This window comes from Paenibacillus sp. J31R120 (genome assembly GCF_056269225.1).
The window spans coordinates 501,213-514,618 of the sequence record NZ_JBWDNN010000002.1 but is presented as its reverse complement, the minus strand read 5'-3'; the positions used below and the strand labels follow the sequence as shown (position 1 = coordinate 514,618).

Sequence of the window (13,406 nt, the reverse complement as noted above, 5' to 3'; positions counted from 1 at the left end):
ACACTCCCATTATTATTCTGTAGAATAGCGTGCTTCAAGCTTTTGCTTATGAGCTTTTAAAATATCCTCGAGCGTTATATCATACTTATTGGCGATGACAATGAGATTACCTAGCACATCTCCAAGCTCTTCGGTTAGATCCAATTTATTTTCCTGATACGAGCCTTCAACCTCATCGGGGCGATCTCGTCCGATCTCCAGCGCACGAATCGCACGCGCTACTTCGCCGGTTTCCTCCGCAAGAAACCCAATCCGCACAAAGATATCCAAGTCGGACCAGTTCCTATGCTGATAGTACTCCTTCACCCACTGTTGAAATTCATTTATATTCATGTTTCCCTCCGCTTGCCAAGCATCTTTTCCATCTAGAATTCTCAAAAAATCATACCATAATGGATAGGCGCTAGCTACGCGCATGAAATAACTCTGTGAACTGGAAAATTTAGTATGCCTTAATTGACTAATAGCTCCTTAACTATATTACATGGCTTATTCTCAATATCATCAGAATAACAATACGGCGGATCTTTTGAATTTGTCCGAATCGAAAAATCGATTTTAAACTGTCCGTTTAGAGCATATTTTTCACTACCATAATAAATAAATACTCTCACGGCATACTTTGCTGGAGGAATAATATCAATTACTTCTTTTAAATCCTCCCTCGATAATTGTGTCCCTTCTCTCTTGCTGAGTTTAACCCAAATATCCCCATTCCAGTACCTAATCGTATCAGAAATACTCTCTTTATCATCAAAATCCAATTTAGTGATATTCTCTGAGAAGGTTGTTTTCAACTCAGCCATATAGCTTTCCACATAAGGCTTCACACGATTTTTTTGAATACCACTTATCATAGCAGACCCTACTTCAATAACCGGCATAGTGAGAATTGCCGCAACAATGATAATTCCTATGGTTGGACCTATATAGCTAGTGGACTGGTAAATAAACCAGCCGACAAATAAAAGCAATAAAATCGCTACAATTGGGAATGCGACTAACCCGAATGCTGCAAGAAAGTCGTCTTCCGTATCAAAAACAGTGAACATAAAAGCCCAAAAACATCCAACACCAACTGCAACCGCAGAGATCAGATAGACCACTTTCCAAACCGTATTCGGATATCCCATATGTATTCTCCTCATCAATTTTAACTTCATCATAAGGAAGGATCTGGGATCCTCATAGTTCTAACTTATTGTAGTACCTGCTTAAATAACGCCCAAGAGGTTGTAACAGGTCACTTGCTCATGATCTGTCACAACCTCTCCGCTTTATTATTCTCTTGTCGGAATTAGATTAATTGCACTATGGCACCTTACCTACTTCTGAGCAATCGGCAGCTTCAACAATGCATCGACAAACGTATTGAGCGAAACGGTTCGGCTGGCGTAATCAAAATCTACCAATGTATCGTTAATGGAATAGAAGCTCACATTGCCCTCCTGTACAGCCGGGATAGTATTCCATATTCCGATAGACGATAGTGTTTTTTCAATCTCTTCGACAGCAGGACCAAAGTTTAAGTAAACGATAATCTCCGCATCGCCGAGGTATTCACCAAGCACTTCCAAGGAAATGGGCGAATAATAGCCCTCTGAATTGGAGTTTCCTCTGTTGAAAAATTCCTTTTCAACGATGTCAGGAGCATGCATCCCCAGATCCTCATACACAATTCCTCTGGTTCTGTCTCCTTGGAACCCTGGCGTCCCTTCTTCCACTCCTTGCAGGAACACAATCTTTTTATCATAAAGACCTGCGTCCATGAGTCGCTGCTTGGCTGCTTCTACCTTATCCTCATATTGCGCGATCCATGATTGGGCTTCATTCGGCATTCCGAATACTTCGCCGAAAAACGTCATTCTCTCGTCCAAGGCAGACATTTCATTGTAAAAAAGGGTAGGGGCGATTTTTGTTAATTGCTCTAACGAAGAAGATGTCCAGGTTGCTGAACCAATAATGAGATCCGGCTCTAAAGCGAGAATACCTTCCAAATCACCGCTAGGAACAATCTTTACATCCGAAACCTGCTGCCCCCACTGTTGTCTCCATGCTTCAGGTCGGTCCGCTGGATCGCCATACTTATCTACCCCCACAATCGTCTTGCCAAAGGGCAGGATGTCCCCAAAATTGTTGCCTACCAGATATACGATCCGCTGCGGGTCCGCTGGAACTTCAACTTCCCCATGCTCAGTTGTGACAATTCGTGTCTGTGCCGCCATCTCCGACTCCTTTACTCCTGTGCTCGACGTTGCTTGGGATTGCGTCTGCGGAACAACCGGAGAATTGGTATTCGTCGGTGTGGCCGATGTACATGCGGATAAAATTAACATAAGGCTTAACGCAGCCACTATAAAAATATCCTTATTTCTCATCTGTCTAAACATGGTAAGCTCCCCGTCTCCTATGAATTTGGCTAGTTTCTCTAGTCCACCCTCATTGTATGGAAGATGAGAATCGTTATCAATATCACTTTTGGTAATGTTAGCTATCATTTTTCTTCTATAGTCACTCGGCGTCATATGAACATATTTTTTGAACATCCGATTCAAATTCAATTCATCTGTAAAACCGCATCCCATTGCCACCTCTTGCATCGTTGCAGCAGGGTTAAGCAAATATCGCTTGGCTGCATTCAGTCTGATATCGTTTAAATATGCCTGCAAGCTTTTGCGCTCGCGCTGTCTGAACGTCTTGCTCAGCAGGCTTCTACTGATGGGAAGCATCTCTGACTGAATCGATACTTGCTCGGCATGATGCTCCATTAAATACTGTTTAACCAGTTCCACATAATCCGGTTCAAAATAATGAATGCTCCCTTGCCCCACTTCCTTGTAGACTTCATAAACAAGCCGATAGAGTGCGATCTTGGAAAACAATTGACTATGTGCAGACCCGCTGCTCCAATGCTCATACATACTCCGGCACTTCTCCATGAAGATGATAGGATTTTGGGGAGAGAACCCATAGATTTGAGTAAACGGATTGATGTGTTCCAGCAGGCGATGAATCTCTCTTTTGTAGAATGGAGCGGCTTCTGCCTTATACAAGACCATATACATCTCCAAACTGGTGTCAGTAGGGTGAATCGACAAATCAGTTCCCTTCCCCGCATGAAGAACACCAAATCTGCCGAACTGGTAGAACCACTGATCCAGCTTCGCGCTAGCCGTTCCTCCAAAAGTGAAAACCAGCGTACTGGTCGGAAGCTTATAGTGTTGCATCGGCTTGTCCGGATGTATGAACTGGTAACGGACATCAATTAGCGATATGGAAGACCGCGACCATAACCTCATAGCTATATCTATCATCTCATTAGTAAAGAAACTGGAACTTCCCATGTAACCTTGCATCTATTCTCGCTCCTTGAATACCCTGTCTACCTGTATGGTAGTCTAAATGAGTTTGATTATCAATATCATTTTAAAATGAGAGCACCAAACAGGACGTAACAGGCCCACTTACCCATAACCTGTCACAGCCTCTGCAGCCGCGTCTGACTTTTAGATTAACGGCCTACCCTAATGACGTGTAAAATATTTAACGAAATTGAGAGAAGAGTTAACTTTCGTTAATAGTATTAATAGCATATTCCTGCTATATTTATGAATGGTTTTTGAGAGCCTATTCAGCAGGAGGACGACAACCGTGATGAAACTTAATTTTATGAATTTGAGGCAACGAATAATATGGCTTGTTATTGCATCGATGTTCGCCGTTAACGGGTTCGGACATACGGGTGGCAAGGCTTACGCGGAAAAAGCGATGCTGACCGATATTGCCGGCTCCTACTCGCAGAATGAAATTGCTGCGTTGGTCGAAGCTGGTATAATGACCGGTTATGGCGATGGCAGCTTCAAGCCAGCAAACCTTATCACAAGAGCCGAATTCGCTACAGTGATAGCCAAGCTGCTCGGTTTGCCGGAGATGCCGGACAAGGCTGCCGTATTCACGGACGTCGGCACCTCGGCTTGGTACAGCGGCTATGTGGGGACGCTTACTCATTCAGGAATGATTAGCGGGACTGCTCCCGGTATTTTTGATCCGCAGTCCTCCATCACAAGAGAGGAAATGGCGGCTCTAATCATTCGTGCATTAGGATTGGAGGAAATTGCCCACAAGCTTGTATTGGAAGAAACATACGCCGATTCGGAGCTTGTATCGGATTGGGCGAAGCCTTATATCTCACTCGCTTACCGTATCGAACTCATCCGAGGCATCATTGATGAACATGGAACTGTGACAATTCAACCTAAGCAAAAAGCGCAGCGGCAAGCGACAGCCAGACTTGCTTATGAGTTCATGAAAAATAAAGAAGTTTATTCGAGAGAAGCCCGGCGGCTCTTGCAGTTATTGGCAAGTCCGAGCCCCGAACCGACAGCCGTTCCATCTGTTTCGCCGACAAGCGAACCGACAGTTGCGCCTTCGGCGACACCCACACCGACGTTGACACCGGAGCCTTCTCCTTCGGCAACGTCGACAACAACACCGACGCCGGAGCCTTCTCCTTCAGCAACGTCGACATCAACACCGACGCCGACACCGAAGCCTTCTCCTTCGGCAACGTCGACAACAACACCGACGCCGACGCCGACGCCTACTCCATCGGCAACGTCGTCACCAACACCGACGCCGGAGCCTTCTCCTTCGGCAACGTCCACATCAACACCGACGCGGGAGCCTTCTCCTTCGGCAACGTCGTCACCAACACCGACGCCGACACCGAAGCCTTCTCCTTCGGCAACGTCAACACCAACACCGACGCCGACACCGAAGCCTTCTCCTTCGGCTACGTCGACACCGACGCCGACACCGGAGCCTTCTCCTTCGGCTACGTCGTCACCGACGCCAACACCGGAGCCTTCTCCTTCGGCTACGTCGACACCGACACCTCAGCCTCCAACTGGTTTGATCGCAGCCAGCGGGGATACCGTTGTCACATTGACTTGGGAGGCTTCGGCAGTTGCATCTTACTATACGGTGTATCAATCAACCGTATCTGGGACAGCGTTCGAAGAAGTGGTCACGAATGTTACAGCAACTACTTTTACTATAACGGGGTTATCCAATGGTACGCTGTATTACTTTATCGTTCGAGCAATCAATGCTGGCGGTGAAAGTGAGGTTTCGGCAGAAGCCTCCGCGACTCCGCAAGTTGACGCTCCTGTCGCTCCCGTATTAAACGGGGCTGTTGCCGGGGACATGCAAGTCACGCTCTCGTGGACTGCCGTGCCTAAAGCCACGAGCTATATCGTTTACACGTCGACTATACAAGGCACGAACTATGTTGAAGCGGCTCGCCACATATCGGGAACAACGGCAACGATAACGGGACTGGATAACGGAACAACCTATTACTTTGTCATGCGAGCAATCAATGCTGGTGGTGAAAGTGAGGTTTCGGACGAGGTCTCCGCGACTCCTCAAGTTGCCACTCCGACGGCTCCCCTATTAAACGGGGCTGTTGCCGGGGACATGCAAGTCACGCTCTCGTGGACTGGCGTGCCGAAAGCCACGAGCTATATGGTGTACACGTCGACTATACAAGGCACGAGCTATGTTGAAGCAGCTCGCCACATATCGGGAACAACGGCGACAATAACGGGACTGGACAACGGCACAACCTATTACTTTGTCGTTCGAGCAATCAATGCCGGCGGTGAAAGTGAGGTTTCGGACGAAGCCTCCGCGACTCCGCAAGTTGCCGCTCCGGCCGCTCCCGTATTCAACGAAGCTGTTGCCGGGGACATGCAAGTCACGCTCTCGTGGACTGCCGTGCCAAAAGCCACGAGCTATATGGTGTACATGTCGACTATACAAGGCACGAGCTATGTTGAAGCAGCTCGCGACATATCGGGAACAACGGCGACAATAACGGGACTGGATAACGGAACCACCTATTACTTTGTCATGCGGGCAGTCAATGCTAGCGGTGAAAGCGAGGTTTCGGACGAAGCCTCCGCGACTCCGCAAGTCGCCGCTCCGGCTGCTCCCGTATTAAACGGGGCTGTTGCCGGGGACATGCAAGTCACGCTCTCGTGGACTGCCGTGCCGAAAGCCACGAGCTATATCGTTTACACGTCGACTATACAAGGCACGAACTATGTTGAAGCGACTCGCCACATATCGGGAACAACGGTGACAATAACGGGACTGGATAACGGAACCACCTATTACTTTGTCGTTCGGGCAGTCAATGCTGGCGGTGAAGGCGAGGTTTCGAACGAGGCCTCTGCGACTCCGCAAGTTGCCGCTCCGGCCGCTCCCGTTTTAAGCGGGGCTGTTGGCTTAGACACACAAGCTACTCTCTTGTGGACTGCTGTACCTAAAGCCACGAGCTATATAGTGTACACATCGACTACATCAGGAACGAACTATGTTGAAGCGGCTCGCGACATTACGGGAACAACGGCGACAATAACGGGACTGGATAACGGAACCACCTATTACTTTGTCGTTCGAGCAGTCAATGCTGGCGGTGAAAGCGAGGTTTCGAACGAGGCCTCTGCGACGCCGCAAGTCGCCGCTCCAGTCGCTCCCGTATTAAACGGAGCTGTTGCCGGAGATCTGCAAGTCACGCTCTCGTGGACTGCGGTGCCTAAAGCAACGAGCTATATCGTGTACACATCGACTACACAAGGGATGAATTATGTTGAAGCGGCTCGCGACATATCGGGAACAACGGTGACAATAACGGGACTGGATAACGGAACCATCTATTACTTTGTCGTTCGAGCAGTCAATGCTGGCGGTGAAAGTGAGGTTTCGGCAGAAGCCTCCGCAACTCCGCAAGTTGCCGCTCCGGCCGCTCCCGTATTAAACGGAGCTGTTGCCGGGAACATGCAAGTCACGCTCTCGTGGACTGCCGTGCCTAAAGCAACGAGCTATATCGTTTATAGGTCGTTTGCTCCAGGCACGAGCTATGTTGAAGCAGCTCGCGACATCACAGGAACAACGGCAACGATATCAGGGTTATCCAATGGTATGTCCTATAACTTTGTCGTTCGGGCAGTTAATGCCGGAGGAGAAGGTCCCGCTTCCAATCGTTTATCGGCAATTCCTAAGCTGCCGCCTCCTAATTCGCCGGTCAACATAAGAGTAACGAACGGGTATCGGCAATCGACCGTGCAGTGGAATGCAACTGCCAATGCAACAGGATATAATTTGTATATGTCGACCGTTCCCGGCAGCGATTACAGCTTGATCGCTTCCAATGTAACAGGGACAAGCTACACGGTAACAGGCCTTACAACAGGCGTCTCCTATTACCTTGTCGTCAGGGCGGTTAACTCTTCAGGAGAGAGTGCTCCCTCCGCCGAAGCGAATGCTATGTCGTATCTTGAGGCACCTAGAGGAAATTCGCATTATAACTATCCATCCGACGTAATGTTATATTGGTCCAAGCCGGCTAACGCGACAAGGGTAAGAGTATTCTGGTCGGTAACGAGCGATGGCCCATTCTCGGAATATCTTCCGCAATATTCGTTCAGCACCAGTGTGGCGTTCAGACCGGTCGTAAACGGAACAACCTATTATTTCAAGTTTATTGCGGTCTATCCTGATGGAGAGAGCCAATTTTCCTCGGTATATACCGTAAATTACAGATATTAAAAGCTATCTTGGCACAAAAAGCCCCCATAGTCTGTGCGCTTGAAAAAGCGTTAAGTCTATAGGGGCATTTTATTTCCTATGGCATGCGGCCTTCATAACCCGCACCCATCTTTATCATTGCGCTGTCTCTTCGCTCTCTACCAGAAGGCTATACGAACGATTGATTATGGCAGCCGTTTGAAGAGATCGGGTATACGGAGACGAAATGATCATATCAGCACTGGTGAAATTATATTTTTCACGACTTGCTCCGCCTGTGCAATGCCCATTTCAGTTAACGGAACAAATTCTCTAAGAGTTGCTCTTCTTTTTTTGTCTCTTTAAGTTCCCAGTTCGGCTCAACGTGTTTGATCAAATAGAAATTCGTCATCTGATCCCTCACACAACTAACATCATTTTTGTATCCTTACAATTCGATAACAATATATTTTATAAAAAGCAACTTTTCCCTCCAAGTTTGCAAGCTATTAACGAGTACCTGAATCATTACTCAAGAGCTTCAAGTTCTTCACGAATCGACCTTAGCTCTTGTATCACCTGATTAAGTATTTCTTTATGTGGCTCAAATTTAATATCTACCTTTTTACCGGATCTACTAATTCTCCAATCTCGTAATGCTTTATCCATAAACAAATCATAAGTTTCATTTAAATGAGTAGCAAAGGCTGCTAATTGTTCCTTAGTCATTAACGGTAACCTGGATTTAAAGTGATTTCCAATTGCTTCGTACTCTTCATCAAATTCTTGAATGAATGCTAAATAATTATCGTAATGGTCATAGTCTGCTTGTATCTCATATGTACCTTTCGCAATGATCGATCTTGAAGGGAATGCCAATAACCAATAAAGACTAGATTGTTCGGCACTAATAGGGATTTGTTCATCATCTTTTGCTGCTAATTCGCCGACAAATGCTCTGAAATTTCTTAATCCCTTTTCCCTTTCAATAAATTCATTCATAACAATTCCTTTTTCAAGCGTAACCTGGTTATGCTTAGCGTCAAAATACATCTTCAGCAAAAATGCATTTACGACAAGCGAAAGGATGAGACAAACAGCTATCACGCTATTTTTATTCACTTTTCTTCCTCCCCAATTAAAAACATTACATTCTATAGCATATAAAAATTGTTTACATCCAATTAATTCCATGATACCATCCATATGGATGGTGTATAGATGATAATTGAAAGGATGTGCTTTCATGTCGGAGACAGAGAAAATTACGATAAACCTTGGTGCTGTTGATTTAGGTCAGATTGATTTATTGGTGGAGCAAGGCTTTTATACCAATCGAACAGATTTGATAAGAACAGGAATACGTAACCAAATCAACTTACATGCCCATGAAATTAAGCAACTAACTCAACAAAAAGCCATAACTATTGGTGTTCAGGTTCTAACCTATGACCATCTTCAATCCCTTTTAAAGCAAGGTCAAAAACTTAATCTTAAGGTTGTTGGCATGCTTATCGTCGAACCTGCAGTTACCATAGACTTGTTTAGAAAAGTCGTTCAAGCAGCCAAAGTGTATGGCATTGTTAAAGCTGACAATGAGATCAAACAGGAAATAAATCGGCAGTAGTATACTCTGTTAAAGACTTTGCTCTTCGTTAGAGGATTCGTTTCTATGCTTGTCCGCTTGCATTTCATAAATTGCAACATGCGAGCGATTGACATCCGCCGCGATCGTATTGATTGCTACCGGCCACCCTTGCGAACTTCCTCTACAATTACCTTGACCCCTTCATCGATCTGCTCTGGCTTTGTCTGGGAAATGCTGATCCGCAGAAACTTCTCCCGTTCCAGATAATTGGATAAGTAGAACCCTTTACTGGATAAGACACTGATATTTCTCGCTGCAAGCCGCTTCAAGAGACTCTCCACATTAACTGTCGGCTTCAGCTTGAAATGCGTATAGATGCCTGAAGGGATATAAGGTACTTCCATGATCCCCGGTTCATTATACCGCTCTACCGATTCATTCAAGGCCAGCATTCGTGACGCGTACAAGCTGCCTATCTTGCGTTTATGCCGCTCGTACATGCCATTTTTAATGTACACTTCAAGCGCCGCCTGGGATAAGAGTGAAGTGTCAGGATATATTTTGTACGTATGAAAAGTCTTCAATAGCCGTTCTGGCAATACAATCGCGCCTACTCTTAAGCCTGGAAAGATGATCTTAGAGAAGCTTTTTACGTAAATGACATGCGAGCCCCCATCGTAAGCGAAAATCGGATCGGATTGCCGGTCAGCGCCCAAGTCAGCCATATAATCATCTTCCACGATAAATACGTCGTATTTTCGGGCCAACTTGGCGATAGTCCTTTTCTCTTCCGTACTATAGGAAGTGCCAAGCGGATTCTGATACCTGGACATGGTATAGAAAAATTTGATGTTGCCGCTTTTGAACCACTGCTCCAATTCCTGCAGGTCTATGCCTGCTGCCGTACGAGCGATGCCATAGACAGGTATGCCTTCCCTCTCAAGAAATCGCAAATAACGATCGTAGCTCGGCTGTTCAACCAATACCGTTTCTTTACCGTTTGGAAATGGCATCTTCGCTAAAACTTCCAGTGCCTGCTGCGCTCCAGAGGTGACAAAGATTCTCTCCATTTTGGTGAATACCTGGTCATTGGCCAAGTGAGAAACAAGCGTGTGGCGAAAAGACTCTAGTCCCAGGGAATCGCCGTACGTAAACAAGTCGTATTTGTAAATATCGATGGCTTTGTTCAGACAATGTTGAAAATCCAAATAAGGAAACGCCTCTACATCCGGCAGTACGGTAGCGAAATAGATCATTTTGCTGTCCCGGTTGTCTCGCCAGTCTCCCGGCTTTACAACCACATAAAAACCGCTTTGCGGGACCGAATAAATCATGTGGCGCTTCTCCAGCTCCGCATAGGCTCTTGTGATTGTGCTGATGCTGCACCCGTAGACTTCCGCGGCTCTGCGAACAGAAGGCAGCTTTTGACCAGCAGGGTATATCCCTTGCCGAATCTTATTCTCCATATCTGTTATGATCGAAAAGTACTTTTTCATTCTGCCCTCCCACTCACGCCGGACCAACTGTATCGATACAGTTAGAGCAACATGACGTTGTTCCGTTTTTCATTCTATCATATCTTCAAATTAACGGTTTAAGACGTTCACGAATACTCCGCCGTTAGTTAGAGAGGATGATGCAACATGAATCAAAAAGAAGCAAGACTTCCCTATTTCATTGCCGTGCTTAACGCGGTCATTATCGGATTGTCATTTCTGTTTGCTAAGCTCGTACTCGATTATGCCGGTCCGATCGACACGCTGGCCTTCCGCTTTGCCCTATCGTTTCTGGTCATGTCTGTTCCGGTAGCTTTCGGCTGGATTAAGCTTTCTTACCGCGGCAAGCCGATCTTCAAAGTGCTGCTGCTGGCAACCATGTACCCGCTTGCGTTCTTCCTGCTTCAAGCGTTTGGGCTGCAGCATGCCACCTCGGCGGAAGGAGGCATTCTGTATGCATTCACCCCAGTCGTTACCATGATTTTCGCCTCCCTATTTCTGAAAGAGGCCATTACCGTTCTACAGAAGCTATCGATCTTTCTGTCGGTGTTCGGCGTCGTGTTTATCTTCGTCATGAAAGGCAGCCGCATCGATCTATCGAACCTGACAGGGATCTCGCTGCTATTGCTGACCTGTGTCGCTTTTGCCGGATATACCGTTCTAGCCCGCTCGCTATCCAAACAGTTCAGACCAGCGGAAATTACTTATTTGATGATGGGCATCGGGTTCTTCTTTTTTATGATCACTTCGTTTACCAGCCATGCGTCCAAAGGAACGCTTCATCACTTATTCGCTCCTTTCGCCAGCGGCACTTTTATCGCATCCATCCTCTTCCTTGGGGTTGTATCCTCACTGCTTACGGCATTAATGGCTAACTACATCCTGTCCAAGATGGAAGCATCTAAAATGAGCGTATTTGCCAATCTCTCTACCATCGTCTCCATAATAGCCGGAGCGGTATTTCTTGGGGAAGAAGTGACGATCTATCACTTAATCGGCTCGGTTATGATTATTGCCGGGGTTATCGGCACGAATAAACTAGGCCGAATGAAAACATTGGAGAACCGAAATAAACAAACGGAATTGAATCGATCAAGGAGTTGAATGTAAATGGCATTAACAACCTATTTTCACGCTATCGTTCGAGAACGTCATTCGGTCAAGCAATATGACGCTTCGTACGAACTGAGCAAACAAGAGATCAAAGAGCTGCTGGAGATCGCGAGCTGTGCACCGTCCGCCTGGAATCTTCAGCATTGGAAGTATCTCTCCATCCATGACCAATCTGCTAAAGAGAAGCTGCTGCCTATCGCATACGGTCAAAAGCAAATCGTCGAAGCCTCTGTCGTCGTAGCTATACTTGGCGACCTGGAGGCCAATCTGAATGCCGTGGACGTCTTGGAATCGGATGTAGAAGCCGGGTTATTGCAGGAAGATATGAAGTCGCGCTTGATCGGCCAAATTAACACAGCATACTCAGACAGATCTGCCTATGCGCGTGAAGAAGCGATTAAGAACGCATCGCTTGCCGCCATGCAGCTCATGCTCGCTGCGAGAGCGAAAGGGCTTGATTCATGTCCGATGGGTGGATTTGGCGCCGATGCCTTTATCGAAGCGTTCAAAGTTCCTTGCCGATATATCCCTATCATGCTAATCGCGATTGGCAAAGCGGCAGGACCCAGTCGTCCAACCTCACGAATTCCGATTGATCAGAAGATTGTCTGGAACAGATTCTAACGACACGGTCAACGCATGTTCGGCTGCGTACCTGCTACTCTTCTTCTTCGTATTGAACCATTATTTCAGACAGCAGCTGCCTAATCGCCGTGCGCAATTCCTTTGGTTGCCGCACCGTAGCTTTCTTGCCGAGCCCAACAAAATAAGAAGCAAAAAACGGGACATCTTTGCTCGCCACATGTCCTTCTAGCCACCCCGTGCTGTCATCGCAAACATGGAGCAGGGAAACCGACCAAGGTTCCGCCTCGCATGCTTCCACACCTTCTTTGGACAGCTCGGCATACAGATATACGCTATCTCCTTCAGGGCGAAACAGCTCCTCCTTGCTCCCCAGATGAATATGCTGCAAGTCAAGCGGCGGGGATTCTGAGGGAACCGCAGAATCAAACCGGTCGCAGCGAAACACACGAAAAGACTTGCTAAGAAAGCAATAGGCCAAGCAATACCACAATCCCTCTTGGGTGAAGATGCCAATCGGTTGAATCTCCCGCTTTCTCCGCTGGTTTTTAGATGCATAATCCACAAGTAAGACAATTTGGCGGATGGCTGCATCCAGCAAGACGGATAAATGCGGTGACTGTGCTTGCCGGGCCGGCGTAATAAAGTCAACTCTGTCTCTCATCTGATCGATCCGGTCACGCACATCTTCCGGCATAAAGTTATAGAACTTGTTCAGTGCAGTTGATGTTTCTGTTTCAAACGGCAGAGACGAATAATGACGCAACGCTTGGACAGCAAAAAATACGGCTGCTGCTTCCCGCTCTGTAAAAGCGATTGGAGGCAAGAGCCGTTCTTGCAAAATCCGGTATCCGCCATGGGGACCTACTTCAGAATACAGAGGTACGCCCATTTCGCTGAGCTCCTGTAAATCCCGAAGAATCGTCCTCGCAGAAACATTGAACTCATTGGCAAGCTCCTTTACCGTAAAACGGCGCTTGCGATTGACCGCAACAATCAATTCTATCAACCGTTTGGCCTTAGACACCTGCTAATCCTCCTCGCTTGAAAAAACA

General features: G+C 46.8%; 10 protein-coding genes. 4 read left to right on the top strand and 6 right to left on the bottom strand.

The window, feature by feature from the left end; translation table 11 throughout:
- Positions 1-12 precede the first annotated feature (12 nt).
- From AC0YNW_RS08875 to AC0YNW_RS08865, 3 genes are all read right to left on the bottom strand, one after another.
- On the bottom strand, positions 13-333 hold the full coding sequence (locus AC0YNW_RS08875; protein WP_475831633.1) for a MazG nucleotide pyrophosphohydrolase domain-containing protein: 321 nt from the start codon (positions 331-333) through the stop codon (positions 13-15).
- 119 nt (positions 334-452) lie between these two features.
- Positions 453-1,133: a hypothetical protein gene (locus tag AC0YNW_RS08870; protein WP_475831632.1), complete on the bottom strand. Its 681-nt coding sequence runs from the start codon at positions 1,131-1,133 to the stop codon at positions 453-455.
- A gap of 192 nt (positions 1,134-1,325) precedes the next feature.
- Positions 1,326-3,356 carry an ABC transporter substrate-binding protein gene (locus tag AC0YNW_RS08865; RefSeq protein ID WP_475831631.1) on the bottom strand — a complete coding sequence of 677 codons (2,031 nt, stop codon included), beginning with the start codon at positions 3,354-3,356 and terminating at the stop codon, positions 1,326-1,328.
- 298 nt (positions 3,357-3,654) lie between these two features.
- On the opposite strand from AC0YNW_RS08865, the gene AC0YNW_RS08860 reads away from it, so the two are divergent.
- A complete protein-coding gene (locus AC0YNW_RS08860) occupies positions 3,655-7,614 on the top strand; it encodes a fibronectin type III domain-containing protein (protein WP_475832193.1) in 3,960 nt (1,319 codons plus the stop codon).
- A gap of 486 nt (positions 7,615-8,100) precedes the next feature.
- On the opposite strand, the gene AC0YNW_RS08855 is transcribed toward AC0YNW_RS08860, so the two are convergent.
- Entirely contained in the window at positions 8,101-8,766 is a 666-nt protein-coding gene (locus AC0YNW_RS08855) for a hypothetical protein (protein WP_475831630.1), read from the bottom strand.
- Positions 8,767-8,818: 52 nt separating this feature from the next.
- Between AC0YNW_RS08855 and AC0YNW_RS08850 the strand changes: the two genes are divergently transcribed.
- The gene (locus AC0YNW_RS08850) at positions 8,819-9,199 is read left to right on the top strand and encodes a CopG family transcriptional regulator (RefSeq protein WP_475831629.1); all 381 of its coding nucleotides are present in this window, start codon (positions 8,819-8,821) and stop codon (positions 9,197-9,199) included.
- Positions 9,200-9,315: 116 nt separating this feature from the next.
- Here AC0YNW_RS08850 and AC0YNW_RS08845 read toward each other — a convergent pair whose 3' ends face one another.
- Positions 9,316-10,656 carry an aminotransferase-like domain-containing protein gene (locus AC0YNW_RS08845; protein WP_475831628.1) on the bottom strand — a complete coding sequence of 447 codons (1,341 nt, stop codon included), beginning with the start codon at positions 10,654-10,656 and terminating at the stop codon, positions 9,316-9,318.
- A gap of 147 nt (positions 10,657-10,803) precedes the next feature.
- Here AC0YNW_RS08845 and AC0YNW_RS08840 point away from each other — a divergent pair, with 147 nt between their 5' ends.
- Together AC0YNW_RS08840 and AC0YNW_RS08835 are read left to right on the top strand one after the other, a co-directional pair.
- Complete coding sequence (locus tag AC0YNW_RS08840) at positions 10,804-11,760, top strand: DMT family transporter (RefSeq protein WP_475831627.1); 957 nt, start codon at positions 10,804-10,806, stop codon at positions 11,758-11,760.
- Positions 11,761-11,766: 6 nt separating this feature from the next.
- Positions 11,767-12,393, top strand: a complete 627-nt coding sequence (locus tag AC0YNW_RS08835; protein WP_475831626.1) for a nitroreductase family protein — start codon at positions 11,767-11,769, stop codon at positions 12,391-12,393.
- 34 nt (positions 12,394-12,427) lie between these two features.
- On the opposite strand, the gene AC0YNW_RS08830 is transcribed toward AC0YNW_RS08835, so the two are convergent.
- On the bottom strand, positions 12,428-13,378 hold the full coding sequence (locus tag AC0YNW_RS08830; protein ID WP_475831625.1) for a helix-turn-helix transcriptional regulator: 951 nt from the start codon (positions 13,376-13,378) through the stop codon (positions 12,428-12,430).
- Positions 13,379-13,406 lie beyond the last annotated feature (28 nt).

What these genes read in the sequence shown, in the direction of transcription:
- AC0YNW_RS08835 (WP_475831626.1), top strand. Translation starts at nt 11,767, where the DNA reads ATGGCATTAACAACCTATTTTCACGCTATCGTTCGAGAACGTCATTCG.
- AC0YNW_RS08865 (WP_475831631.1), bottom strand. Translation starts at nt 3,356, where the DNA reads ATGCAAGGTTACATGGGAAGTTCCAGTTTCTTTACTAATGAGATGATA.
- AC0YNW_RS08840 (WP_475831627.1), top strand. Translation starts at nt 10,804, where the DNA reads ATGAATCAAAAAGAAGCAAGACTTCCCTATTTCATTGCCGTGCTTAAC.
- AC0YNW_RS08860 (WP_475832193.1), top strand. Translation starts at nt 3,655, where the DNA reads ATGAAACTTAATTTTATGAATTTGAGGCAACGAATAATATGGCTTGTT.
- AC0YNW_RS08870 (WP_475831632.1), bottom strand. Translation starts at nt 1,133, where the DNA reads ATGGGATATCCGAATACGGTTTGGAAAGTGGTCTATCTGATCTCTGCG.
- AC0YNW_RS08850 (WP_475831629.1), top strand. Translation starts at nt 8,819, where the DNA reads ATGTCGGAGACAGAGAAAATTACGATAAACCTTGGTGCTGTTGATTTA.
- AC0YNW_RS08855 (WP_475831630.1), bottom strand. Translation starts at nt 8,766, where the DNA reads ATGGAATTAATTGGATGTAAACAATTTTTATATGCTATAGAATGTAAT.
- AC0YNW_RS08845 (WP_475831628.1), bottom strand. Translation starts at nt 10,656, where the DNA reads ATGAAAAAGTACTTTTCGATCATAACAGATATGGAGAATAAGATTCGG.
- AC0YNW_RS08875 (WP_475831633.1), bottom strand. Translation starts at nt 333, where the DNA reads ATGAATATAAATGAATTTCAACAGTGGGTGAAGGAGTACTATCAGCAT.